Raw genomic sequence first — 24875 nt, 5'->3', positions numbered from 1 at the left:
CACTTCTTCGCCACACCGTGAACGTTTTTCAGCGCGAACAGCGTTCCCTGTTTGGCGAAATCCTGGACTGGATGCTCACGCCATTGTTGTTGCTGTGGCCGGTGAGTCTGGTATTGACCTGGCTGGTGGCGCAAAACATCGCGGGCAAGCCGTTTGACCGGGCGCTCGAGTACAACGCCCGCGCCATGGCGCAACTCATCACCATGCGTGGCAACAAGCCCGAATTTGTGCTGCCGCGTCCGGCGCGTGAACTGTTGCGCGCCGATGACTCCGACACCGTGTATTACCAGGTGATCGGGCCGCGCAGCGAGCTGCTCAGTGGTGAAGCTGATCTGCCTGCGCCCTCGGCCGAAGAGAAGGTGGTACCTGATGAAGTCCGCATCCGCGACGATGTGATCCAGGGTTTTGACATCAAGGTGGCCTACATCTGGGTCAAGCTGCCCACCCGCAACGGCGACCTGGCCTTGGTGCAGGTGGCCGAGACACTGGAAAAACGTTCGGTGCTGGCCACCGAAATTGTCAAAGGCGTGATGCTGCCGCAGTTTGTCATCCTGCCACTGGCGGTGTTGCTGGTTTGGCTGGCGCTGGTGCAGGCTATCCAGCCCCTCAACCAGCTCGAAGAGCGTATCCGCGCGCGCCGACCCGATGACCTGAGCCCGATCGATGCCCAGGCGGTGCCGCTGGAGGTGTCGCCCCTGGTGGATTCGGTCAACGACCTGCTGTTGCGCCTGACCGACTCGATTGCCACCCAGAAGCGCTTTCTGGCCGATGCCGCGCACCAGCTCAAAACCCCGCTGGCGGGGCTGCGTATGCAGGCCGACCTGGCCCAGCGTGAGGGCGCCAGCGCCGAGGACCTCAAACACTCTCTGCGCCAGATTGGCCGCGCCAGCATCCGTGCCACCCACAGCGTCAACCAGCTGCTGTCGCTGGCGCGGGCCGAGAGCAGCGGCTCGGCCATGCCACGCGCCCTTTGTGACCTGGCGGAGGTCTGTATGTCGGTGGTGCGCGATAGTGTGCCGCGGGCGCTGGAAAAACACATTGACCTGGGTTACGAGGGCACCCAACCCGGCACACCTGGCTGCACCATGTTGGGCAACGTCACCCTGCTCAAGGAGATGATCCGCAACCTGGTGGACAACGCCATCAACTACACCCCGTCCAGCCTGGCGTCACCGGGCATGATCACCGCAAGGGTCTTGACCGAGCCGGTGGGCCGTTTGCTGGTGTTGCAGGTGGAGGACTCTGGCCCGGGCATTCCGGAGTCAGAGCGTGAACTGATCTTCCAGCCGTTTTACCGCGCCTTGGGTACCGATGTGGATGGCTCGGGCCTGGGTCTGCCGATTGTTCTGGAGATTGCCCAAAAACACGGTGCCAAGGTCAGCCTTGAAGACACCTTGCCGGGCCACACACCGCCCGGCGCCCGTTTTGTGGTCACTTTCACCGCGACCCTGCCCGATGAGGTGCCACAGGCCTGAGGCCAGCTGTCAGGGCTGGGATGTGGCAGCGCCGGGTGCCGAAGCCGCAGCCTGTTCAGGCGCTGATGCGGGCTGTGGACAAAGCACCAGCGGTTTGCCGGGCAATGCGGCCTGCAGGCTGTCCAGCGCCGCCAGGTCGGCCGCGCTGATGCTGGGCAGGCGCAGGTGGTAGGTCACACTGGCCTGGCGCTCTTGTATCACCCGGGCCGAACGCACCCCGCGTTTGACCAGGTCTTGCAAACCGGTTTTGGCCGACTCTTCCGTGGAAAACACACCCAGCGAGAAGCCCGGTGACAGCGCTGTGTTGCTCAAGGCAAAAAACTTGACCTTCAACTCTGTCAGCTGCTCACGTTTTTTGGCCAGCTCCGTCGCCTGGTTGTAGGGGCCCATGTAGACCATCCAGCGTGCGGGCAGCCGACTCTCGTCCAGCACCCAGGCCCCAGGTGGCAATTTGGCCGTGAGCAGCGGGCGCAATGTGTCGACCTGAGCTTCATCCAGTTCACCACTTTGCCAGCAGCTGCTGGCCACTGGCTCGGCGGGCGTCAACGCAGGGGCGGGCTCTGGTGCGGATGCAGCGGTGTGTGCTGCGTCTGCCTTGTCCGTCAGCACCACAAGCGCCTCGGGGCGAATCTGTTGTGTCACGCGTTGCGGCTCGTGCTGCTGTGTCGTGCCCCAGCCGTAAGCAAGCAACCAGCCTTGCCCCCGGGCGAAAACACCCAGGTTCAGCAACACCAGCAGCAGAACCATCAGGCGCCACATAGCCGCTCCTAGTGACCGTTGGCAGGGTTTGCCGGGGCAGCGGCCCGCCGCACACTGACCTCGGCACTGGTCACACGCTGCAGACCCTGCCCGGTTTGCAACAGCAAGGCCCCCACCGGGTCCACCCCCATGGTCACACCTTGTTGGCCGTCGCTCAGGGTCACCGGCGTCTGCGCCAGCGCATCACGGGCATTAAAACGTGCCTGAAAGGCCGCAAAACCCTGTTGCTCAAACGCCCGCAGGGTCTCCACCAAGGGGGGCAGTATCTGGGCCAAGGCCTGCATCGCGCTGATGCCGGGCACCAGCTCGGCCAGCCCGGCGGGTTCGGTCGACAAGCCAGCCACCTCGGGGCGTTGGATATTGAGGCCGATGCCAATCACCACATAACGGCTGCCAGCCAAGGCCGCTTGCCGGGTGTTGGCGGTCTCGATCAGGATGCCTGCCAGCTTGCGGCCCTGCCACCACAGGTCATTGGGCCATTTCAGGCGGATCTCGGGGTGCAGGCTGTTGGCCAGGCTCCAGCCCACGGCCAGCGACAGGCCTGACCAGTCCTTGGGTGCCAACGACAGGCCCAGGGAAAACATCAATGTGCCCGGGCCAGCGCTGCCAGCCGCTCCCGGGCTGCTGTGCCAGGGGCGTGCCATGCGCCCGCGCCCGGCGGTCTGGTGTTCTGCAATCAGCAGCACCGGGTCTTCCACACCGGCGCGCAGTCGGCGCATCAGCTCGGCATTGGTGGAGTCGATCTCGGGCAACACCTCGACGCTGAAGCCGGGCAACTGGGGCTCCACAACTTGCCATAGGGCTTCGCTGGGCCAGAGCGTCAGGGCGGGTAGTGTCATGGGGTGGCGCTACTTGCGCTTGCGTTTGGGTGCCAGCAGGGTGCCACGGCAGTTTTTGGCGCCACACCAGCACGGGTACTCGGCCTTGAGTTTGGGCGTGTAACGCTCGTCGATGATCAGGCCGTAGTCGTAGTGCAGCTCTTCACCAGCGGCGATATTGCGCAGCGCCTTGATGAAAATGCGGCCCTTGTCTTCGTCGGCCTCGCAGTTGCCGTCGCAAGAGTGGTTGATCCAGCGTGACGAGTTGCCGTTGACCCCGCCGTCGATCACCCGGGTTTCATTCACATGAAAATAAAAGGTGTGGTTCGGGTTGGTCGGGTCGTGCGGGTGGCGCGCCTGGGCTTCTTCCCAGGTGATGATCTCGCCCACATACTCGATGATGGTTTCACCCTCGGCGATGTCCTGCAGTGCATAAACACCCCGGCCATGGATGCCGGAGCGGCGCACCTGGATGCGGCGGGAGGTAGCGGGTGATTTTTTCGACACGGTTAAAAAATTTGGTATCGTGAACTCGTATGGGTGCGCGTGTGCGCCCGCGAGGAACAGGGATTGTATTCAGATGACTATCGCAGAAAACACTAAAACAGCAGTGGCAGGCAAAACACTGGTCATTGCAGAAAAGCCCTCGGTGGCACAAGACATCGTGCGTGCACTCACGCCGGTGGCGGGCAAGTTCGAGAAACACGACGAGCATTTCGAAAACGACAGTTATGTGGTCTCCAGCGCGGTGGGCCACCTGGTCGAAATCCAGGCGCCCGAGGCCTACGACGTCAAACGCGGCAAATGGAGTTTTGCCCATCTGCCGGTGATCCCGCCGCACTTCGAACTCAAACCGGTTGACAAGACCAAGACCCGCCTCAACGCAGTGGTCAAACTGGCCAAACGCAAGGACGTGGGCCAACTCATCAACGCCTGTGACGCGGGCCGCGAGGGGGAGCTGATCTTCCGCCTGATCGAACAATACGCCGGTGGCGCCAAACCGCTGGGCAAACCGGTCAGCCGGCTGTGGCTACAGTCGATGACACCCCAAGCCATCCGCGACGGCTTCAACGCCCTGCGCAGCGACAAACAGATGCAACCCCTGGCCGACGCCGCCCGCTGCCGCTCCGAGGCCGACTGGCTGGTCGGCATCAACGGCACCCGCGCCATGACCGCGTTCAACTCGCGCGACGGTGGCTTTTTCTTGACCACCGTGGGCCGGGTGCAAACCCCGACGCTGTCGGTGGTGGTGGAGCGCGAAGAACTGATCCGTGGTTTTGTCTCGCGCGACTACTGGGAAATCCATGCGTCATTTGCCGCCCAGGCTGGCAGCTACCCGGCCAAGTGGTTCAACCCGGCCTGGAAAAAGGATGCTGAAGACGCCGAGAAAAAGGCCGACCGTGTCTGGAGCCAGCAAGAAGCTCAAGCCATTGCCGACGCAGTGCGTGGCCAACACGCCACCGTCACCGAAGAAAGCAAACCCACCACCCAAGCCAGCCCGCTGCTATTTGATTTGACCAGCTTGCAACGCGAGGCCAATGGCAAGTTCGGCTTCAGCGCCAAGACCACGCTGTCGATTGCGCAAAGCCTCTACGAGCGCCACAAGGCCCTGACCTACCCGCGTACCGATTCACGCGCCTTGCCTGAAGACTATGTGCCGGTGGTCAAACAGACCTTTGAGATGCTGGCCAACTCCGGCATGCGCCACCTGGCGCCGCACGCGCTCACCGCGCTGAACAACAACTACATCCGGCCCTCCAAGCGCATCTTCGACAACAGCAAGGTGAGTGATCACTTTGCCATCATCCCCACATTACAAGCGCCCAGCGGGCTATCAGAAGCAGAGCAAAAGCTGTATGACCTGGTGGTCAAACGGTTCATGGCGGTGTTTTTTCCGAGTGCCGAATACCAGGTCACCACCCGCATCTCCAAGGCGCTGGAGCACCACTTCAAGACCGAAGGCAAGGTGCTGGTCAAACCGGGCTGGCTGGCCATCTACGGCAAGGAAGCCGCCGACGAAGTGGCTGATGCCAAGGACGGCGACAAAGGCCAGAGCCTGGTGCCGGTCGCCCCCGGCGAAAAGGTCAAAACGGAGTCTGTCGACCCCAAGGGCTTAAAAACCCGGCCACCGGCTCGCTACTCAGAAGCCACCTTGCTCGGCGCCATGGAAGGCGCCGGAAAAACCGTGGAAGACGACGAACTGCGCGAAGCCATGCAGGAAAAAGGCCTGGGCACACCCGCCACCCGCGCCAGCATCATTGAAGGTTTGATCTCCGAGAAATACATGCTGCGTGAAGGGCGCGAGCTGATCCCCACCGCTAAAGCCTTCCAGTTGATGACCCTGCTGCGTGGCCTGGGTGTGGAAGAACTCTCCAAGGCCGAACTCACCGGCGAGTGGGAATACAAACTCAGCCAGATGGAGCAAGGCAAGCTGAGCCGCGCCGCCTTCATGGCCGAGATTGCCGCGATGACCGAACACATCGTCAAAAAGGCCAAGGAATACGACCGCGACACCGTGCCTGGCAACTACGCCACGCTGAGCTCACCCTGCCCCAACTGCGGCGGTGTGGTCAAAGAAAACTACCGCCGTTATGCCTGCACCGGCGCGGACGGCCACAGCGAAGGCTGCGGCTTCTCGTTTGGCAAAACCCCGGCTGGCCGCACCTTCGAGCTGGCCGAAGTCGAGCAATTTTTGCGCGACAAAAAGATTGGCCCGCTCGACGGCTTCCGCTCCAAGGCCGGTTGGCCGTTCACCGCCGAGATGGTCATCAAGTTTGACGAAGAGGCCAAGAACTACAAGCTTGAATTCGACTTTGGCGACGACAAAAAGGGAGAGGAAACCGGCGAGCTGGTCGACTTTGGTGAACAAACCAGCCTGGGTGCGTGCCCAAAATGTGGCGCGGCAGTGTTTGAACACGGCAAAAACTATGTGTGTGAAAAGTCTGTGCCCACCGACGCGCAACCCACACCAAGCTGCGATTTCAAAACCGGCCAGATCATCCTGCAGCAGCCGATTGAGCGCGAGCAGATGAGCAAGTTGCTGGCCACCGGCAAAACCGATCTGCTCGACAAGTTTGTCAGCATGCGCACCCGGCGCAACTTCAAGGCCATGCTGGTCTGGGACGCCACCGCTGACAAGGTCAACTTCGAGTTTGCACCCAGCAAGTTCCCGCCGCGTAAAACCGCTGCGGCACCGCTGACACGCGCCGCAGTTGATAGCAAAAAAGCAGCTTCTAGCCCAGGTGGAACGAGGGCTACAGGTGCAAAAGCCACTAAACCTGCTGCCAAGAAGACGACCGCCAAAACCCCGCGCAAGGCACCCGCTGCTGGTGCGGGCTCCACCCCCAGCGCGGCTTTGGCTGCGGTGATTGGTGCCGAACCGATTGCGCGTGCCCAGGTCATCAAAAAACTGTGGGACTACATCAAGGCTAACAAGCTGCAAGACGCCACCAACAAACGCGCCATCAATGCCGACGCCAAGCTACTCGCGGTGTTTGGCCAGCCGCAGGTCAGCATGTTTGAACTGGCGGGCATTGTGGGCAAACACCTGGGTTAAAGAGTCGCATCAGTATTGGGTGTGGTGCCTGACAAGCGCCACACTGCCTTTGGCCCCTTGCATGACTGCAGTTTTAGCACCACACCCAACGGTCACCACAACTTTCCACTATCAACTTTAGAGCAGACGAGTTGCTCGGCCTGGAATGCAGATGCTGCAGCAACTCTTGCCAATCCATCAAGTTACCCACAAAGAGACTGACTCATGAAAAACACGAACCCCACGGCTCTGCAGCGACTGATGCGCCTGAGCCTCATTGTCCAGATCACGATCGGCCTGGTCCTGGGCATCGCTCTGGCCCTGATCGCGCCCGGCGCGACCCCATCCGTCGCGATACTGGGAGACCTCTTCATCTCCAGCCTGAAGGCCGTCGCGCCAGTCCTGGTGTTCATCCTGGTGATGGCCGCCATCTCCAGTCACGAACATGGTCAGCCGACCCATATTCGCCCGATCTTGATGTTGTATGTTGTTGGCACGCTGGCCGCTGCTGCGGTGGCGGTCATCGCCAGCTTCAGCTTTCCAACCACGCTGGTCCTGAGCGCGCCGCCGGCCGCTGGCACACCACCGAGTGGCATCGTGGTCGTGCTCAAGAACCTGTTGCTGAGCATATTTACCAGTCCGGTCAAAGCCCTGCTGGAAGGCAACTTCATCGGCATCCTGGCGTGGGCGGTCGCCCTTGGCATGGCGCTGCGCCACGCCAGTGCTGCCACGCGGACGATGCTCAACGACCTGGCCGACGCGGTGACCGGCATCGTGCAGACGGTCATCCGTTTTGCGCCGTTGGGTATCTTTGGCCTTGTCGCTGGCACGCTGGGCGAATCGGGTTTTGGTGCCTTGCTGGGCTACGCGCATCTGCTGCTGGTCATCGTCGGTTGCATGCTTTTTGTTGCGCTGGTGGTGAACCCGATGATCGTGTTCTGGAAGATTCGCAGCAATCCTTATCCCCTGGTTTTCACCTGCCTGCGTGAGAGTGGCGTGACCGCCTTCTTCACCCGCAGCTCGGCAGCCAATATCCCGATTAACCTCGCACTGTGCAAGCGTTTGGGCCTGCACGAGGACACCTATTCGATCACCATTCCGCTGGGCGCCACGATCAACATGGCTGGGGCAGCCATCACGATCTCGGTGATGGCCCTGGCCGCCGCGCACACACTGGGCATTCATGTCGATGTACCGACCGCGCTGCTGCTGTGCGTCGTGTCCTCGTTCGCCGCTGCCGGCGTGTCAGGGGTGGCGGGCGGCTCGCTTCTGCTGATCCCGATGGCCACGTCGCTATTCGGCATTTCAAACGATGTGGCCATGCAAGTGGTGGCGATCGGCTTTGTCATCAGCGTGATACAGGACTCGACCGAGACCGCCCTGAACTCCTCCACCGATGTGCTGCTGACCGCTGCCGGCTGTGCCGCTGAAACGGGCGAACCGTTGAAACTGGCGAGCACAAGTCAATAGCACGGTTGAGTTGCTGTGCGGAGAGCGCTTTATCGGGCGACGTCCGGGCGGGCGTCAGCGCAAGACCGTCGAGATCATGGCGTAGCGGTCCTTGCCGAGTTCTACGTGCACCTTCATGCGTTGACTGTCGATGTCGGTGACTTCAATATGATCACTTCATTGGCACGCAATCCGGTGCCGTAGGCAAGCGTCACGATCGCCGTACAGCGCTGCCCGACCTCCACAACCTGCCCCTTACTGATCCAACCACTCACAAATCGGCTGCCACTGCGCTAGGTCACGCGCGACACGCTCGGGGTCCAGGTCAAACACGGTCAGGCCACGGGCGGCGAGTTGCACGTAGTTCTGGGTGTTGCGCACATAACCCAGTACCGGCAGGCCGGTGGACTCGACAAAAGTGCGCAATTGCTCAGCGGCGCGGGTGCGTTCATCCACCCGCATGCCTACGATGCCGATCTGTGTTTTGGCGGCTTGGGCGCTTTGCGCCAGCTCGTCCAGGAAATCTTTGGTGGCAAAGATGTCAAACACACTGGCTTGCAGCGGCACTACCACCTTGTGCGCCAGTTTCAGCACCTCCTTGAGGCGTTTGCCGTGTAGCCCGGCCGGGGTGTCCAGCACCACATGGGTCGTGCCTTTGGGCGGTTTGGCGATGTCGTCGCGGTCCACTTCCCAGCTGGTGATGGGCCGGGCGCTGTCGGGTCGCAAGGACAGCCAGAGTTTGCTCGACAACTGCCGGTCGGCGTCGCCCAGCATCACCGACTGGCCACGCGAGGCAAAGTAGCCCGCGATCTGGGTTGAGAGTGTGGATTTGCCCACACCCCCCTTGGGGTTGGCCACAACAATCACTGGCATAGATGCTCCTGGTTAAATAGCTACTAGCCCTTTATATAAAAGGGCTAGAGGCCAAAAATGCTTTGAAACCTTGGCGTTTACTCGTCTTCGCCACCCAGCAGGCCACCGAGCAGACCACCACCCAGCAAGGTGCCGCCCAAGGCCGCACCACCGAGCACCGAACCCTGCTCTGACGAGCGCCCACCCGCAGCCGGGGCCGAGGCGATGATGCGGTTGGCTAGGCGTGACAGCGGCAGCGACTGCAGCCAGATCTTGCCCGGGCCGCGCAAGGTGGCAAAAAACAGGCCTTCGCCGCCAAACAGCGCCGATTTGATCTTGCCCACGTACTGGATGTCAAAGTCCACCGACGGCTGGTAGGCCACCACACAGCCGGTGTCCACCCGCAGGGTTTCGCCTGGGGCCAAGGTGCGCTCCATCAACGTGCCACCGGCGTGGATGAAGGCTAGGCCGTCGCCGTCGAGCTTTTGCATGATGAAGCCTTCACCCCCGAACAAGCCCACGCCCAGCTTCTGCTGGAAGGCAATGCCCAGCGACACACCCTTGGCGGCGCACAAAAACGAGTCTTTCTGGCACAACAAGGTGCCACCCAGTGCACTTAAGTCGATCGGCACAATCTTGCCGGGGTAGGGTGCGGCAAAGGCCACGCGCTGTTTGCTGGAGGCGGTGTTCTGGAACACGGTGGTGAACAGGCTCTCACCGGTCAGCAGGCGCTTGCCCGCGCCCATCAGCTTGCCAAACAGGCCACCTTGCTGGGCGCCGTCGCCAAACACGGTGTCCATCTGGATACCGGCCTGCATGTACATCATGACACCGGCCTCACCCACGGCCGCTTCACCGGGGTCGAGTTCAACCTCGACGTATTGCATTTCGTTGCCAAAAATCTCGTAGTCCACCACATCCATCGCCATTTTTCACTCCTTGAAACAGCAGCGCCACCCGGCCTGCCCGGGCGCAACGATAGCAAGATTTTTTGACAGCGCCACCCCATCTGGCGCATGGGTAAGAATGACCTCGCGCAGACACCAAAATGTCATTAAAGTGTCGTATTCTGGCGTGCTGGCACAGGATGTGCATGCCACCTGGCCTGAGTTTCACCCATCAACCCAAAGGACTCATCCATGAAAATCCGCTACACGTTTGTTGCTGCTGCTGTGATCGCGCTGGGCTGCGCTGGCCTGGCCCAAGCCCAGGAGAAAACCCTGCGTTTGCTGACCTGGGCCGACTACGCGCCCGCGGATGTGGTGGCTCAGTTTGAGAAGGAAACCGGCTACAAGGTCGAACTGACCCTGTCCAACAACGAAGAGATGATCTCCAAGCTGCGGGCCACCGGTGGCGCCGGGTTTGACCTGGCTCAGCCCTCGCAAGACCGCATTGCTGGCCCACAAACTGAATTCGGCATCTACAAACCGATGGACCTGAGCAAGCTCAAGACCGAGCTGTTCATCCCCAGCATGTTGGATGCCACCAAGATCAACACCACGGTGGCTGGCAAGGTGTATGGCCTGCCGCACATCTGGGGCACCGACGGCCTGGTGGTCAACACCAAACTGGCCAAGATGGAGAACTACACCGACCTGTGCAAGGCCGAGTTCAAGGGCAAGGTGGCCTACCGACTGAAACGCCCAACCCTGCTGGCTTTTGCCTTTGCCTCGGGCAAAGACCCGTTTGCGCTGTACAGCAACCCCAAGGCCTACACCGAACTGATGGACGAAGTTGGCAAGACCCTGATCGCCTGCAAGCCCAACGTCAAGTTCTACTGGGACAACAAGGACCAGCTGCTCAATGGCATGCGCGCTGGTGAAATTGTCGGCGCCATGATGTGGGACACGGGCGGCTGGAAGCTCAACAACGAAAAGCCTGAAATCCAGTTCCTCGCACCCAAGTCTGGTGCACTGGGCTGGATCGACACCTTTGCGATTCCCGCCAAAGGCAAGAACGACGCTGCCGCCTACGCCTGGATCAACTTCAACATGCGCCCCGAAATCGCTGCCAAGGTGGCTGGCTCGGCGGGCAACTTCACCGCCTCCAAGGGTGCAGACCAGTTGATGGATGCCAAGCTCAAGGCCCAGTTTGCGACCAGCTTCCCCGAAGCCGCGCTCAAGAACATCAAGTGGTACCCGGCTGTGCCCGCTGGCATTGAGGACATCGAAGGCAAGGTGCTGGATCGCATCAAGGCCGCCAACTGAAGTTGACTCTGCGGGCCACGCCCGCACACCCTGCCAGGCCGGACATCCCCGGTGTGGCAGGGTGCTATTTGGATCTGGATGTGCGTTGGACCTGTCTTGACACCTTCCCCTCTACACGCCAACCCGGCTGCCGCGCAGCCTGACCTGCAAGCCACCCGTGTCGCCAAGCACTACGGTGCCTTCCGTGCGGTGGACGACTTGTCCTTCTCGGTGGCGCGCGGCAGTTTCTTCTCGATCCTGGGCCCCTCGGGCTGCGGCAAAACCACGCTGCTGCGCATGATTGCCGGGTTTCTGAGCCCCGACTCGGGCGAGATCCTGATCGGCGGCAAGCCCATGAACGGTGTGCCGCCTAACAAACGCCCGGTGAACATGGTGTTCCAGCACCTGGCGCTGTTCCCGATGATGACAGTGGGTGACAACGTGGGTTATGGCCTGGCACGCCGGGGTGTGGCCAAGGACGAAATCAAACGCCGGGTAGGCGACATGCTGGCGCGGGTCAGCCTGCCCGGTGCGCAGAACAAACGGGTCGACCAGCTCTCGGGCGGGCAGAAACAGCGTGTGGCCATTGCCCGCAGCTTGGTGCTGGAGCCGACGCTGCTGCTGCTCGACGAGCCGCTCGGCGCGCTGGACCTGAAGCTGCGCGAGCACATGAAGATCGAGCTCAAGCAGTTACAAGCCGCGTTTGGCACCACCTTTGTCTACATCACCCATGACCAGTCCGAGGCGCTGGTGCTGAGTGACCATGTGGCGGTGATGAACCACGGTCGTTTTGAGCAGGTGGGCACGCCGCAACAGCTGTATTACGAGCCACAGACGCCGTTTGTGGCGGGTTTTGTGGGTGCCAACAACCGCCTGGCTGGCCGCGCCACCGAGGTAAATGGCAACATGGTCACGGTCACCAGCGCGCATGGTCTGGTGATGCCAGCACGTGCCATTGGCCAGATCAATCGGGGTGATGCGGTCGAGGCCTTTGTGCGGCCCGAAGTCGCCCGCCTGGCGCGCCAGGCGGCGGTGCTGACGGATGTGGGTTTGCCGTGTTTCAGTGCACGGGTCGACAGCTTGTTATTTGACGGTGCCAACTCGGCGGTGTTGCTCACCGAAGCGCAGTCAGGCACCGAGTTTCGTATTGCCTTGCCACAAACCGGTGAGTTCGCCGACCTGGCGGTGGGTGAAACCGTGTTTTTTGGCTTTGACCCACAGCGTGCGGTGTGTTTTGCTGCCAGTACCACGGCCAACGACCATGTCTTCAGCTAACACCCCCAACCAGTCGCGCCATGTGGCGCGGCTGATGCTGATGCTATTGCTGGCTCCGGCCTTGTTGTGGCTGCTTGGGCTGATTGTGTTGCCGCATGTGGAGCTGGGTATTTTGTCGATGCGCGCACGTGTGGCGCCACGGGTGTACGAGCCCAGCCTGGCGCAGTTCCGCACCTTTTTTGAAGAGCCGCTGTACTGGCATACCTTCATGCGCACCGCGCTGATGTCGATTGTGGCCACTGCCCTCACGCTGCTGATGGCGTTCCCGATTGCCTGGACGATTGCCAAGTTGGTGCGGGGCCACGCCAAATCGATGTTATTTGTGATGTGCCTGATCCCGTTCTGGGTGAGTGAAACCGTGCGTACCCTGGGCTGGATGATTCTGCTGCGCGAGTCGGGCGTGTTGCCCGCGCTGCTGGTCTGGCTGGGTGTGACACCAGCGCCGGTGGAGCTGCTCTACCACGACGCCACCATTCTGGTCGGACTGGTCTACACCTCGATGCTGTTCATGGTGATCCCGCTGATCAGCGCGCTGGAAAGCCTCGACGACTCGCTGATTGAAGCGGCCTACGATCTGGGTGGCAACGGCTGGTCGATCCTGCGCCAGATCGTCATCCCGCACGCGGCGCCCGGCATTGTGGCGGGTTGTATCGTGGTGTTTATGCTGACGCTGGGCAATTACCTGACGCCCACGCTTTTGGGTGGCAAAAACTCGCAGTGGTTCACCGAGCAGATCTACACCCAGTTCATCACCCGCTTCAACTGGGAGCAGGGTGCGGCGTTTGGTTTCTTGCTGCTGGCCCTGAGCACCGCCATCGTCTGGGTTGGTCTCAAGCTCAGCGGTCAGAAATTTGGTGAAGTGATGCAACGCTCATGATCAGCTTGAATGCTTCAAACTTAATAGCTACTAGCCCTCTGTATCCGAGGGCTAGAGGCCAATTTTGCTTAAAACCCTTTGGAGGTGCCGCGTGATTGCCTCCCTGCCCCGCCCGCTGTGGTTACGCGCCAGCACCGTGGTGTATGGCTTGGCCTTTTTTGCGTTTTTGTTCCTGCCCTTGGTGGTGGTGGCGGTGTTTGCTTTTAACGACGCACCTTACCCAGCGCCACCCTGGCGTGGTTTCACGCTGGATTGGTTTGTAGGCCACACCGGGCGCACCGGCCTGTTTGCTGACGCGGCTTTGCTGGGCAGCCTGTGGACCAGTGTGGTGGTGGCTTGCTGGGTCACGATCCTGTCGGTGCTGGTTGGCACCGCCAACGCGTTTTTGATTGAGCGCACCCAGTTCCGTGGCAAACAGGCTTTGAGCCTGCTGATGCTGGCGCCGCTGGTGATACCGGGGGTGATTCTGGGTATCTCGATCCTGGCCTTTGCCAGCCGCATTGCCAATCTGGCCGACGACCTATGGGGCCTGGAGTTGGAGTTTCTGCGCCCCGGCCTGCCGCTGGTGGTGCTGGGCCAGTTCTCCTACATTGTGTCGATTGCCACGCTGACCATCACCGCGCGCCTCAAGCGATTTGATGTCACCCTGGAAGAAGCGGCCTACAACCTGGGTGCGTCGCGCCTGGCGGTGTTGTGGACCATCACCCTGCCGTACCTGAAACCCGCGCTGATCGGCTCGGCGGCGATCTCGTTCTTGATGAGTTTCGAGAACTTCAACACCACGCTGATGCTGGTCGGCTCCGACTCACCACTGACCGTGATGATGTATGGCCGCATGCGTGAAGGCGCCACGCCGGTGCTTAACGCGGTGAGTTTGCTGCTGATGGTGGCCTCCGCCGTCCTGGCCTTGACCATGATGCGGGGCAACAAACCCGGCACCTCCAACAACACCCACTGACGGGCATCAAGCGCGGTTCAGGCCGCTTTGTCCAGCTGGGTAACCGGCGGGTGTGAGAGCAGCCATGGCAGGTTACTTTTGGGTGCTGCGCCTGTGTTTCTGGTCGTATTGAACGGGCACACCGTGTGTGCTGCTGTGGCCTCAAGCGCTGGCTTGGCCGCAGAACCGCTGTCCATCCAGTCCAGCCACTCCGCCTGCCAGTTGGGGGTGTGGATGGGTTCTTGGCTGTTGGTCGTCTCTGGCCAGGTGTCGACCTCGCTGTCGTCTGCCGACACGCCCAAAGGCTGATGGGCTGCCTCCAGCCAGTCGGCCATCCAGGTCGGGGTGTCCAGCGCCTGCTGGCGCTTCAGGATCTCTGGCCATTCCAGCCAGGCATGTTCAGCCGCCACTGGGGTGAGCATGGGTTTCAAATTCACAAATGCGTTCATGACGAACTCCTGGCAAAGGGCGAAGTTGCCTTGTCTGAACAGGTCAAGCACAAGGACAACGGGTTGTATGGGTCAGCCGTCAGCACCACGCAAGGAACGGCTGGTAAGGGAAAACGATGGCCGAATGTAGTGCTGTTGCTGCACCGCAGCAAACTATCATTTATGATGCTTACCCTTAGTTTTATTTAGCCTGCCGCCCGCCGGCTCGGCCTCCACCGTGGTTTACCGACTCCCCGCCCTGTCCACCTTCCGCACCTTCGAGGCAGCGGTGCGCCACCTCAGCTTTGCCAAGGCTGCAGCCGAGTTGAACGTCACCCCGGCGGCGGTCAGCCAGCAGATCAAAAAGCTGGAGTCTTACCTGGGTGTGGCATTGTTCCAGCGCGGCCCCAACGCCCTGACGCTGACCGACGACGCCCAGGCCATGTACCCCAAGATCCGCGCCGGGCTGGACCAGTTTGCCGCCGGGGTGGAACTCACCCAACACCATGCGCAGCGTACGCTGCATGTGACGGCGCCACCTGCTTTTGCGGCGCGTTGGCTGATTCCCCGGCTGGGCCGGTTTTCTGCGGCCCACCCCGAGGTGCTGGTGCGCATCACCAGCCTGATTGGCAACATCGACGAACCCGACGCGGTGCTGGCCCAGTCCGGTCAGTTGATCGACCCACGCAGCGAAACCAGCGAGGTGGCGATCCGGTTTGGCAACGGGCGCTACCCGGCCTACCAGGTCGAACACCTGTTCACTCCGGACTTTGTGGTGGCTTGCCGCCCCAGCCTGTCTGTGGGTGAGCTGGCGCTGCAGCAGCCACAGGACCTGAGCCGGCATGTGTTGATCCACGACGACTCGACCCGTGAGGTGGTCTCCATGCCGAGTTGGCAAAGCTGGCTGCAGAAGGCCGGTGTCAGCGGTGTGGATGTGGCGCGTGGCCTGCGGTTTTCAAACGCCATCCTCACGCTCGAAGCCGCTTTGGACGGCCAGGGTGTGGCGTTGGTCCAGCAACAGCTGATCGAGGCCGACGTGGCCAGCGCCCGGCTGGTGATCCCGTTTGCCACCAGTTTGCCCTCGTATTACGCCTACCACCTGGTGTCTGCCAAAACCGCCATCACCCAGCCGGTGGTGCTGGCCTTTCAGCAGTGGCTTCGGCAAGAAATTGACCAGGGCCAGACTTAACGCCTTTAGTGCCTGGTTTGCCGCCGGTTCGCAGTAAAGTGCAGCCATGACCATTCAAACCCTGACCGAATCCCAGCAGCAGGCCCTGCTGTCTGCCGCCCGCGCTGCCCAGCGCCAGGCCTATGCGCCGTATTCCCGCTATCCAGTAGGCGCTGCGGTGCTCGACGACCTGGGGCGCATCCACGCCGGCTGCAATGTCGAAAACGCCGCCTACCCCGAAGGTGTGTGCGCCGAAGCCTCGGCCCTGAGCGCGATGGTGCTGGCGGGCAGCACCCGCGCCCGCGCCGTGCTGGTGGTCGGCAACGGTGGCAAAAACCATAGCGCCTGGACCACACCCTGCGGTGGCTGCAGGCAGAAATTGCGTGAGTTTGGTGCACCAGACCTGCCGATCCTGTGCGCCAACGACGAAACCACCGGCCCAAGCTACACCCTGGTTCAGTTGCTGCCAGAAGGTTTTGGACCCGATCACTTAGGAGCCCAAGCATGAACGCGCTTGCCACCATTCAGGCCCGCGCCGGGCAATTACAACCCCGCATCGCGGTGGTGCTGGGTTCAGGCTGGGGCGGGCTCACCGAACACATCACAGACGCCGTCCAGATCCCCTACAGCGAGCTCGAAGGTTTCCCGCAGCCCACCGTGGCAGGCCATAGCGCCATGTTGTGGCTGGGCAAGATTGGCAGTCAGGCGGTGGCCGTGATGAGCGGGCGCAAACACGGCTATGAAACTGGCGCGGTCGACGGCATGGCGCTGCCGCTGCAAGTGCTCCAGGCGCTGGGTTGCCACACCCTGGTGCAAACCAATGCCGCAGGCAGCCTGCGGCTGGACATGCCACCCCAAAGCCTGATGCTGGTCAGCGACCACCTGAACCTGCCGCAGCGCTCACCCCTGGTCGGACTCACCGGCAACCAGCGTTTTGTGAATATGGTGGATGCTTATGATCCTGAGCTAAAACTGCATTCAGCCCTCGTCGCCAAAGGGCAAGGCGCTACACTTTTTGAAGGTGTCTACGCCTGGCTGCTGGGCCCGCAGTTTGAAACCCCGGCCGAGATCCGTATGGCCAAATTACTCGGTGCCGATGCGGTTGGCATGAGCACCGTGCCCGAGACCATCCTGGCGCGTTACCTGGGCCTGCGTGTGCTGGCGCTGTCCTTCATCACCAACTACGGCGCGGGCTTGTCCACAGAACAGCTGAGCCACGCCCACACCCTGGAGCAGGCGAAAGAAGGCAGTGCCAAAGCCAGCCGTTTGCTGGCCGACATCATTGCCGCCTTGCCGTGAGTATCCCGTTTATGAGCCCCTCCATCCGTCGACCCCAGGTCTGTGTGTTGGGTAGCGCCGAGCCCGGCTCTGCCGCTTATGAACTCGCGGCCCAGGCCGGCGCGCTGCTGGCGCAACTGGGCATCACTCTGGTCAGTGGTTGTGGCAGCCCGGCGACCCGGGTGGCGGCTGAGCGGGCGATTGGCGCGGGTGGCCTGGTGCTCAGCATCGTGCCGCCGGACCAGATGCCTGCGCCCGACTGGCCTGCCACTGTGGTTATCCCGTGTGGCATGGGGGACGCGCGCAACCTGCTGATGGCGCTGGCGGGTGATGCCTGCATTGTGATTGGCGGGCGCGCTGGCACCATCTCGGAAGTCTGCCTGGCCTGGTTGCACAAGCGGCCTTTGCTGCCGCTGGTGGGCTGTGGGGGTTGGTCCAACGACTTGCCGAGCAACCCGCCAGACGAGCGGCAGAACGCACCGATCCTGCCCTGGGGCTCGATGGCTGAGCTGGAGGCCCAGTTACGCGAATTGGGCCTGGTGCCAACCTAGTTTCAGGGCGCCAGCACCCGAATCTGCAGCAGACGCTGGCTGTTGGCTGCAGCCTGGCTGCTGTACACCCCGGCTTGTGAGGCACTGCCGCTGATGGCCACGGTGACCCATTGGCCCAGCGGTGCATTCACCGTGGTGACCAGTTGGCTTTTACTCTGGTCGGGCAGCTCGGCACCGGTGCGGTGGCCAACACGGGTCGACTGCACGTCTATCTCCAGGCGCACCGGCTGTTTGCCACCAAGCCAATGTGGCTGCACCTGCAGGCTCTGGCCCGCTTCCAGCCACACCAGACCATTCGTTACGCCACCACCCGTGTTGGACGCCGACACGCCCGACGCCGCCATCGAAGCGCTTTGCACCGATACCGACTGCACCCACTGCATCGGCATGGACTTGGACACATTGAAGCTGGCTTTTTCGCCATTGCGCACGCTGACCGTTTGTGCCGTCATCAGCGCCTCACGCGTTGTGGTGCTGGCCGAGTAGCCCCCTTCATTGCCAGCCTCCACCTGCCGCACATCCACAATCAGGTTGCGCTGGGGCAGTTGTGCATAAGCCGGCAGGGCCAGCAGGCAGGCTAGGCCAAGCCCAGTGATGCAGTTACGTCTGGTGTGGTTCATGTGATGTGTGTACTGTTTGTCTGGCGGGCTCAGCTGCCCGCCACATCCACCACCACGCGCCCGCGCACCTGACCCTGCAGCAGTTCAGCAGCGACATCGATGGCCTGGTCCAGTCTGATCTCACGTGTCATGGCTTCCAGCTTGCTCACATCCAGGTCACGAGCCAGGCGCTCCCAGGCTTGCAGGCGCACAGCCAGCGGCGCCATCACGCTGTCAATGCCATAGAGCGTGATACCGCGCAGGATGAACGGCGCCACCGTGGCCGGGAAGTCCATGCCACCGGCCAGCCCGCAGGCCGCCACGGCGCCGTTGTATTGGGTGGTGGCGCAGGCATTGGCCAGGGTGTGGCTGCCCACGGTGTCGATCACGCCTGCCCAGCGTTCCTTGCCGATGGCTTTGCCCGGCGCCGACAGCTCGGCACGGTCCATGACTTGGGTTGCGCCCAGTGCCTTGAGGTAGTCAGACTCGGCCAAACGTCCGGTAGATGCCACGACGGTGTAGCCCAGTTTGGCCAGCAGGGCGATGGCCACACTGCCCACTCCCCCGTTGGCACCGGTGACCAGAATCTCACCGTCAGCGGGTTTGATGTCATGACGCTCCAGCGCCAACACACACAACATCGCGGTGTAACCGGCGGTGCCAATGGCCATGGCCTGGCGCTCGGTGAAGGCGGCGGGCAAAGGCACCAACCAGTCACCCTTGACCCGCGCCACCTGGGCCAGACCACCACAATGGGTTTCACCCACACCCCAGCCGTTGAGTACCACCTTGTCACCCACTTTCCAGGCAGCATGGCTGCTGTGGGTGACGGTGCCAGCGAAGTCGATGCCCGGAACCATCGGGAAACGACGCACCACGGGCGACTTGCCGGTGATGGCCAGGCCATCTTTGTAATTGAGGGTGGACCAGGCCACCTGCACCTGGACATCTCCGTCAGGTAACACTGAGTCGTCGATAGTTTGAAGCTGAGCCAAATAGCCCGCCTCGACTTTGGTGATGAGAATGCCTTTGAACATGCTGTTGTTTCCTTGGTGCTTGGTACGGCGCTATTGTGCAGGTTGATGGCTGGGGGGATGTACATCAGCGTTACCAGCTGTTGTCGCTACCGGGATCGTGGATGGAAGGGCTCTATATCGACAGTCCTTTGAACCGCAAGTCATCGAAGCCCCTTATTTCAAGCGATTCTCGGGAACTTTTCTACTCCGATGTTGGGGCGACAATCGCCATGTTGAGGAGACAGGGCTGAGCCTTTCTACATCACACTTCATGTCCAGCGTGTCGCTGGCGTCCAGAACATGAACCTACCTCGGACACTTGCAAGTCTGATCCAGGCCAGACTCACCAATCACACCCCACCGCTGTTTGTGGCGCTATGTGGTTGGGCGGATACAGGGAAGTCGACCGTAGCCAGTCATCTCTGCGGCGCGTTGGCTCAACTCAGTATTTCCTGCGACTCGATCTCAACGGACTCGTTCATGAAGGACCGAACAGAACGCAACGCGCTTGGAATTAGCGGTTACAACCCTAGATCGATCGACATCCGCGCCCTTGACTCCGCGATTCGGAAATTCACTGTGCGAGAACCGTTCTCGCTCCATCCATACGACAACAGGACGGGAACAAAGCACGTGAATCCAAGGGTTGTTGACCCCTGTGATGTCCTCGTCGTTGAGGGGATTCACTCGTTTCACCGTGACGTTGCCAACCGGATGCATCTGAAAGTCTTCCTCGACTCCGATGAGTCGACGTTGCGTCTCATGCGCTACCGCGCAAACATGCAGAAGAGGGGTATGAAACCCGCAGATGCGGAAACCAGGATTCAAGCTGAGTGGCAAGACTACTGTGCCATGGTCCGTCCATTAATATCTTCTGCGGACTTGGTGATTAACGTGGACCAACTATTCAACTATCGCTGGCTCGCAAACTCAGGAGACGCTGGCGCAGACCCCAACACAACTATCCATGTACCCCAGTGATGCCATCCCGTCACTCAAGGGGACGCAAGGCTACTTTGTGGCTTGCCGCACCTGAATGAAAACGCCAAAGCATCAAAATATAGGGCCTGGGTGACCGAGATCTGAAAATTTGGTTGTCGGCTGCGAGCCTAGATCCGATGCGTGTTTTCCGGCAGCACCTACATCACCCGCGACAAAAACGTCCCCAGTCGCCCATCCGCGGTGAGGATGTGTTTGGTTAACCATTGCTCCAGAAACAACACATGTTCCTCGGCGAAAGAGGCGCCTGGTTGGAGCAGCCGTCGTTGCAGCTCCTTGGCGCTCTGGATCAGTTCCTGGTGCTCGGCTTTGTGGTCTTCCGCTTCTGGATAACGGTGTTTGAGCATCAGGCGCTCTTCGTGGCTGAAATGCCAGACCGTGCAGTAAACCAGCTCGTCCAGGGTGGCCGCCAGGTACTCTTTGGATTCGCCGTCTGAAATGGCGTGGTTGAGGATGTTGAAGATGTGGATCAGCTTGTGGTGGTCTTCATCAATCTCGGTGACACCCACGCTGAGTATCTTGTCCCAAACGAGGTCTTTCACGATTCTTCTCCTGCGTCAAATACCAAGGCCTGACAGAGGGATTGGTTCGCGTGATGCCTGCTGTGTTTGCACATTTGTCACGGCGAGCAAACATTCTACGACCGGCATGGGCGCCGAACTCTTGCGGCGTCTGCCCCCTGCAAACGTATCATTCCCCACCATGATCAGCCCACAAACACCGCCCTGCTCCCCTGAGCTGCCCGCCAGCGCGCGCAAGGGTCGGTTGCTCCACGCGATGGCATCCAACCCGGCAGCCAGAGGCAAAGTGGGGTTCAAGCCCTCAGGCGGCATCCTTTCATCGCTGAGCTCTTGCCACAGGCTGGCAGCGGCTCATGCTGAACAAGCCTGAGAAAGGGCTGGCCATGTCGCATGCCATTCAAGTTATTGCGTCCCTGCCATCGTTTGGCAAGCGACTCAAGCGGTTGCGTCGCATCAAAGCCTTGAAGCAGGAAGCAGTAGCCGCCATGGCTGGGGTGAACCAAGCCACGGTGTCACGCTGGGAGCAGGGCAGCATCACGCCGTCAGAGCACACCATTCAGGCCTTGTTGCAGGCCTTGGCTCTGGCACCGGCACAGGATGCGGCCTTGCAGCGGCTGGTTCAGCATTGCGCTTTGCCCACGCACTTGATTACCGATGTCGACCACCGGTTGCTGGCGGCGTCCCCATCCCGTCAGCAAGTGTGGGGTGTTCCCGAAACCGATCTGCTGCATACCTCGCTCTGGCAATTTGCCACCGAGGACATCGCACAGGCAGAGCAGCAGCTCGGGCCGAATGGCTGGTGGGAGCAGGAGGCCCCCGCACCGGTGGTGGTGCATGTGCGTACCGCGCAGACCGTGGGCCTGCAGATCCACCGCAGCGTCATGGTCTGGGAGCGCGTTTGGCTGGCCAATGGTTTGCCTGGGCGCCTCTGCACCACCGTGCAGAGTGACGCATAACTTATGCGTTGACGCACCCGTGACGCAACGCGAACATTGGCGCATGCCCAACTCGAAGACCGATTCCGCCCCCGCTGCCTCATCAGCCACCCATTGGCCCAGGGTCATCACCTTGTGGTTATGTGGCGTGCTGGCAGCGATGCAGTTCTCCAAAATTTCCTTTGCCTTTCAGACCCTGCAGGCCACTTACGCCACCACGGCCACAGCCATGGGCTGGATTTTGTCGACAGTGGGCACGGTGGGCCTGGTCTTGGGGGTCACCGTCGGGCTGTGCGCCCCTGCCATCGGCTATCGACGACTCTTGCTGCTGGGCATGGGGCTGGGTGCAGTACTGGCCTTGTTGCAAGCGCTGATGCCACCGTTTCCCTTGTTGTGGCTGACGCGCTTGTTCGAGGGCTTTTCCCAGTTGGCGGTGGTGGTGGCCGCCCCAGTGCTGATCATTCGCCAAAGTGCACGGCGCCACCATTCACTGGTCATGGGGCTATGGAGCACTTTTGTGTCAGTGGCATTTGCGTTGACTGCTGCGGGCGGTGGCTGGGTGTTGGCGCACTTTCAGTTGAGCGGCCTTTTTGGGGTGCATGCTGCCGGGCTGGCGATGATGTTTGTGCTGGTCCTGATCATGTTGCCGAAAGACGCCTTACAGGATCAGCCTTGGCCAACCCTGGCCGCCTTGCCGAGGCTGCACCTGCGCCTTTATCAACACTGGGTCACGGCCTTACCAGGCCTGTGTTTTTTTTGTTACACCAGCACCGCCATTGCCTTGCTGACTTTTGTGCCCCAGTACGCCGGGGCTGATCGTGCATGGGTGGCGATCATCTTGCCTTTTGCCGCTATCAGCGGGACCTTTTCTGCGGGTTGGTTGGCGCAACCTCTGGTCACGCCAAGGCGGCTTGTGCTGGGGGCTTTCACAGCGATGGCATTGGTCGGTCTGGCTTTGGGTTTCTGTCTGATTTCAGGGCTCAGCATGGCGCCGGTTGCGGTGTTGCTGACCTACACCGTGGGTCTGGCAGGCGGCTCATCCTTTGCCTTGATTCCTTACCTGAGCCATGAACCCACCGTGCAGGCGCGCGCCAATGGCGCCGTGGCACAGATGGGCAATCTGGGCTCCACGCTGGGACCGCCTCTGTTTGCCCTGGTGATCTCAACCTTCGGTGGGCCGGGCATGGTGCTGCCCGTGGTGTGTTTTGCGTTGCTGGGCTGTGGTCTGATGCTGATGAGCCGTGGGGCGACAAGTGCGCCGCTTTGACGGTTTGGTGCACACTGCTGCCGGGTCGAAAGCAGTGGCTGTTCTGGTCGCGCACATGGTGGGGCTTGTCAGTCGATCAATTGCCCGCCATCGTGAAATGGGTACGGCCCGTCAATGTGGCCGCTGGCCACCAGGTGGCGGGGTTGGAGACCACCAGCACCAAACCGTCCACATTGCTGGCAAAAAGCTGCTGCACCGCCTGCTCTTCCTGTCCCAGCTGGTAGTTGGTGGTCATGGGCAGGATGGCGTAACCCGCTTCGCTGGCCGCTTGGGCGATGCCGTCCAGGCATTCGGCAAACACCGGGTTCAACAGCGTTGGCAACACCACACCAATTACCCGGCTGCGCTGGGTGCGCAGGCTGCGGGCGCTGCCGTTGGGCAGGTAACCCATGGCTTGCGCCATCTGAAGCACATGGGCGCGCGTGTCAGCATTCACCTTGTCAGGCAGGGTGGCCTCCCGTGGCAGGTCAAACGTATCATTCCCACCATGAACACAACGCCAACACCCCCCTGGTTACTTGACCTGCCCGCCAGCGCCCGCCTGACCCTGGCCTGCCTGGACCTCACCAGCCTCAACGACAGCGACACCGAAGCCGACATCACCTACCTCTGCCAACGCGCCCAAGGGCCGATGGGCCCGGTGGCCGCCGTGTGTGTCTGGCCGCGATTCGCCGCTTTTGCCCGCGCGCAGTTGCCAGCCCACATTGGTGTGGCAGCGGTGGCCAACTTTCCGCATGGCCACACCGATGTGGACGCTGCGGTGCAAGACACGCTGCAGATCGTGCAGGCCGGTGCGCAAGAGGTGGATGTGGTTCTGCCCTACCGCGCGCTCATTGCTGGGGATGAGGAAGCGGTCACCCGGCTGCTGACGGCGGTACGCCAGGCCTGCCCGGGCCTGGTGCTCAAAGTCATTCTGGAAACCGGTGAGCTTAAAACCCCGGCGCTGATCGAACGTGCCTGCCAGCTGGCCCTGGCCGCTGGCGCCGACTTCCTGAAAACCAGCACCGGAAAAACTGCGACCCACGCCACACCTGAGGCGGCGCAAATCATGTTGAACGCGATTGCAGCCAGCCCTGCTGCCAGAGATACAGTGGGTTTTAAGCCCTCAGGCGGCATCCGAACGGTGCAAGACGCTATTGTTTACGAAGCATTGACGCAGCAGATTCTGGGCGCCGAGGCTTTGACGCCGAAGCGTTTTCGCATTGGCGCCAGCAGCATCTTTGGCCACATCGAATCGGTGCTGAACCCCACGGCCACACCCGCCGCCGTGCCCAGCAGCGGCTACTGAGTTGTTCAACCCCACCAGGAGACCCACCATGCACTTGCCCTGCGCCACACTGTTCTTCCGTGTTCCTTGTGCCCTCGCTCTGGTCATGGGTCTGGCGGCTGGCCCCGCCAGTGCGCAAAGAGCGCCGTTCATGTTGTCCAGCCCGGACCTGGCCATGGGCACCTTTGACAACACCTTTGTGCTGAATGGTTTTGGCTGCAAGGGGGGCAATGCGTCGCCCGCGCTCGAATGGCAGAACGTGCCGCCGGGCACCAAGTCGTTGGCGCTGCAGGTGTTTGACCCCGACGCGCCCACCGGCGCGGGCTTTTGGCACTGGACGGTCTACAACCTGCCACCCACCTTGACCTCTCTGCCCCAGGGCGCAGGCAATGCCGCAGCCAAGCTGCCTGCCCCGGCCTATGGTGGTGCTACCGACTACCTGGACACCGGCGCCACTGGTGGCAATGGCAACTACGGTGGCCCCTGCCCGCCCGTGGCCGACAAACCGCACCGCTACATCTTCACCCTCTACGCGCTGGCGGTGGAGGATCTGGCCAAAGCCGGTGGCATCCCCAAGACCGGCAGCCCCTCGCTGTATTCCTTTGTTCTGAACAAAGGTCTGGGTGCCTTGCTGCTCGACAAAGCCAGCTTCACCGCCACCTACGGTCGCTAAACACCCACAC

24 protein-coding genes and 2 pseudogenes are annotated in these 24875 nt (G+C 61.4%); 16 read left to right on the top strand and 10 right to left on the bottom strand.

From position 1 onward, the window contains the following. Nucleotides 1-17: 17 nt before the first annotated feature. On the top strand, nucleotides 18-1475 hold the full coding sequence (locus KKO72_RS16595; protein WP_214941397.1) for a sensor histidine kinase: 1458 nt from the start codon (nucleotides 18-20) through the stop codon (nucleotides 1473-1475). 9 nt (nucleotides 1476-1484) lie between these two features. On the opposite strand, the gene KKO72_RS16590 is transcribed toward KKO72_RS16595, so the two are convergent. From KKO72_RS16590 to KKO72_RS16580, 3 genes and pseudogenes are all read right to left on the bottom strand, one after another. Continuing rightward, entirely contained in the window at nucleotides 1485-2234 is a 750-nt protein-coding gene (locus tag KKO72_RS16590) for an SPOR domain-containing protein (protein WP_214941394.1), read from the bottom strand. 8 nt (nucleotides 2235-2242) lie between these two features. Beyond that, nucleotides 2243-3073 carry a biotin--[acetyl-CoA-carboxylase] ligase gene (locus tag KKO72_RS16585; RefSeq protein ID WP_214941392.1) on the bottom strand — a complete coding sequence of 277 codons (831 nt, stop codon included), beginning with the start codon at nucleotides 3071-3073 and terminating at the stop codon, nucleotides 2243-2245. A 21-nt stretch (nucleotides 3074-3094) separates the two neighbouring features. Then, nucleotides 3095-3577 (bottom strand): annotated as a pseudogene (locus tag KKO72_RS16580) (SET domain-containing protein); the annotation flags it as partial. Between the two features lie 55 nt (nucleotides 3578-3632). Between KKO72_RS16580 and KKO72_RS16575 the strand changes: the two are divergent. Next, on the top strand, nucleotides 3633-6608 hold the full coding sequence (locus KKO72_RS16575; RefSeq protein WP_214941389.1) for a DNA topoisomerase III: 2976 nt from the start codon (nucleotides 3633-3635) through the stop codon (nucleotides 6606-6608). A 240-nt stretch (nucleotides 6609-6848) separates the two neighbouring features. After that, entirely contained in the window at nucleotides 6849-8057 is a 1209-nt protein-coding gene (sstT, locus tag KKO72_RS16570; RefSeq protein ID WP_251140721.1) for a serine/threonine transporter SstT, read from the top strand. 234 nt (nucleotides 8058-8291) lie between these two features. On the opposite strand, the gene KKO72_RS16565 is transcribed toward sstT, so the two are convergent. Together KKO72_RS16565 and KKO72_RS16560 are read right to left on the bottom strand one after the other, a co-directional pair. Beyond that, nucleotides 8292-8909 (bottom strand): ParA family protein, encoded by a 618-nt coding sequence (locus KKO72_RS16565; protein ID WP_214941382.1) that lies wholly within the window; start codon nucleotides 8907-8909, stop codon nucleotides 8292-8294. Between the two features lie 77 nt (nucleotides 8910-8986). Then, nucleotides 8987-9817: a TIGR00266 family protein gene (locus KKO72_RS16560; protein ID WP_214941380.1), complete on the bottom strand. Its 831-nt coding sequence runs from the start codon at nucleotides 9815-9817 to the stop codon at nucleotides 8987-8989. A gap of 210 nt (nucleotides 9818-10027) precedes the next feature. Between KKO72_RS16560 and KKO72_RS16555 the strand changes: the two genes are divergently transcribed. The 4 genes from KKO72_RS16555 to KKO72_RS16540 all read left to right on the top strand — a co-directional run bounded on the left by KKO72_RS16555 (nucleotide 10028) and on the right by KKO72_RS16540 (nucleotide 14184). Beyond that, nucleotides 10028-11095 carry an extracellular solute-binding protein gene (locus KKO72_RS16555; protein WP_214941378.1) on the top strand — a complete coding sequence of 356 codons (1068 nt, stop codon included), beginning with the start codon at nucleotides 10028-10030 and terminating at the stop codon, nucleotides 11093-11095. A gap of 96 nt (nucleotides 11096-11191) precedes the next feature. Beyond that, complete coding sequence (locus KKO72_RS16550) at nucleotides 11192-12349, top strand: ABC transporter ATP-binding protein (protein WP_251140720.1); 1158 nt, start codon at nucleotides 11192-11194, stop codon at nucleotides 12347-12349. Continuing rightward, nucleotides 12336-13226, top strand: a complete 891-nt coding sequence (locus KKO72_RS16545; RefSeq protein ID WP_214941372.1) for an ABC transporter permease — start codon at nucleotides 12336-12338, stop codon at nucleotides 13224-13226. The genes KKO72_RS16550 and KKO72_RS16545 overlap by 14 nt, the downstream gene beginning before the upstream one ends. A gap of 91 nt (nucleotides 13227-13317) precedes the next feature. After that, entirely contained in the window at nucleotides 13318-14184 is an 867-nt protein-coding gene (locus KKO72_RS16540; RefSeq protein WP_214941369.1) for an ABC transporter permease, read from the top strand. A 17-nt stretch (nucleotides 14185-14201) separates the two neighbouring features. Here KKO72_RS16540 and KKO72_RS16535 read toward each other — a convergent pair whose 3' ends face one another. Continuing rightward, nucleotides 14202-14612, bottom strand: coding sequence for a hypothetical protein (locus KKO72_RS16535; RefSeq protein ID WP_214941365.1), 411 nt, complete (start codon nucleotides 14610-14612; stop codon nucleotides 14202-14204). Nucleotides 14613-14829: 217 nt separating this feature from the next. Here KKO72_RS16535 and KKO72_RS16530 point away from each other — a divergent pair, with 217 nt between their 5' ends. Genes KKO72_RS16530 through KKO72_RS16515 form a run of 4 tightly spaced genes read left to right on the top strand, consistent with a single transcriptional unit; the run spans nucleotide 14830 to nucleotide 17588 of the window. Continuing rightward, entirely contained in the window at nucleotides 14830-15780 is a 951-nt protein-coding gene (locus KKO72_RS16530) for a LysR substrate-binding domain-containing protein (RefSeq protein ID WP_214941361.1), read from the top strand. Nucleotides 15781-15826: 46 nt separating this feature from the next. Then, nucleotides 15827-16267 carry a cytidine deaminase gene (cdd, locus tag KKO72_RS16525; RefSeq protein ID WP_214941358.1) on the top strand — a complete coding sequence of 147 codons (441 nt, stop codon included), beginning with the start codon at nucleotides 15827-15829 and terminating at the stop codon, nucleotides 16265-16267. Continuing rightward, complete coding sequence (locus tag KKO72_RS16520; protein ID WP_214941354.1) at nucleotides 16264-17058, top strand: purine-nucleoside phosphorylase; 795 nt, start codon at nucleotides 16264-16266, stop codon at nucleotides 17056-17058. The genes cdd and KKO72_RS16520 overlap by 4 nt, the downstream gene beginning before the upstream one ends. 11 nt (nucleotides 17059-17069) lie before the next feature. Continuing rightward, nucleotides 17070-17588 carry a Rossmann fold nucleotide-binding protein gene (locus tag KKO72_RS16515; RefSeq protein ID WP_214941351.1) on the top strand — a complete coding sequence of 173 codons (519 nt, stop codon included), beginning with the start codon at nucleotides 17070-17072 and terminating at the stop codon, nucleotides 17586-17588. A 2-nt stretch (nucleotides 17589-17590) separates the two neighbouring features. Here KKO72_RS16515 and KKO72_RS16510 read toward each other — a convergent pair whose 3' ends face one another. Further along, the gene (locus tag KKO72_RS16510) at nucleotides 17591-18208 is read right to left on the bottom strand and encodes a type II and III secretion system protein (RefSeq protein WP_214941348.1); all 618 of its coding nucleotides are present in this window, start codon (nucleotides 18206-18208) and stop codon (nucleotides 17591-17593) included. A gap of 29 nt (nucleotides 18209-18237) precedes the next feature. After that, on the bottom strand, nucleotides 18238-19224 hold the full coding sequence (locus tag KKO72_RS16505; protein WP_214941345.1) for an MDR family oxidoreductase: 987 nt from the start codon (nucleotides 19222-19224) through the stop codon (nucleotides 18238-18240). Between the two features lie 279 nt (nucleotides 19225-19503). Between KKO72_RS16505 and KKO72_RS16500 the strand changes: the two genes are divergently transcribed. Beyond that, on the top strand, nucleotides 19504-20184 hold the full coding sequence (locus tag KKO72_RS16500; RefSeq protein WP_214941342.1) for a uridine kinase: 681 nt from the start codon (nucleotides 19504-19506) through the stop codon (nucleotides 20182-20184). A gap of 158 nt (nucleotides 20185-20342) precedes the next feature. On the opposite strand, the gene KKO72_RS16495 is transcribed toward KKO72_RS16500, so the two are convergent. Then, nucleotides 20343-20744, bottom strand: a complete 402-nt coding sequence (locus KKO72_RS16495) for a bacteriohemerythrin (RefSeq protein ID WP_214941339.1) — start codon at nucleotides 20742-20744, stop codon at nucleotides 20343-20345. Nucleotides 20745-21076: 332 nt separating this feature from the next. Between KKO72_RS16495 and KKO72_RS16490 the strand changes: the two genes are divergently transcribed. Both KKO72_RS16490 and KKO72_RS16485 read left to right on the top strand, forming a co-directional pair. Continuing rightward, entirely contained in the window at nucleotides 21077-21679 is a 603-nt protein-coding gene (locus tag KKO72_RS16490) for a helix-turn-helix domain-containing protein (RefSeq protein WP_214941335.1), read from the top strand. Nucleotides 21680-21722: 43 nt separating this feature from the next. Beyond that, nucleotides 21723-22925: an MFS transporter gene (locus tag KKO72_RS16485; protein WP_214941332.1), complete on the top strand. Its 1203-nt coding sequence runs from the start codon at nucleotides 21723-21725 to the stop codon at nucleotides 22923-22925. A 136-nt stretch (nucleotides 22926-23061) separates the two neighbouring features. Here KKO72_RS16485 and KKO72_RS16480 read toward each other — a convergent pair. Continuing rightward, a pseudogene (locus KKO72_RS16480) lies at nucleotides 23062-23391 on the bottom strand (LacI family transcriptional regulator); the annotation flags it as partial. Nucleotides 23392-23412: 21 nt separating this feature from the next. Here KKO72_RS16480 and deoC point away from each other — a divergent pair. Both deoC and KKO72_RS16470 read left to right on the top strand, forming a co-directional pair. Then, complete coding sequence (gene deoC / locus KKO72_RS16475) at nucleotides 23413-24213, top strand: deoxyribose-phosphate aldolase (protein ID WP_214941329.1); 801 nt, start codon at nucleotides 23413-23415, stop codon at nucleotides 24211-24213. Between the two features lie 28 nt (nucleotides 24214-24241). After that, nucleotides 24242-24865, top strand: a complete 624-nt coding sequence (locus KKO72_RS16470) for a YbhB/YbcL family Raf kinase inhibitor-like protein (protein WP_251140719.1) — start codon at nucleotides 24242-24244, stop codon at nucleotides 24863-24865. The last annotated feature ends 10 nt before the right edge of the window (nucleotides 24866-24875 follow it).

Origin of the sequence: Rhodoferax sp. U11-2br (assembly GCF_018619435.1) — a bacterium.
Taxonomy (GTDB): Bacteria; Pseudomonadota; Gammaproteobacteria; order Burkholderiales; family Burkholderiaceae_C; genus Rhodoferax.
The sequence above is the reverse complement of the archived record's forward strand: the minus strand, read 5'-3'. Positions and strand labels throughout refer to the sequence as shown.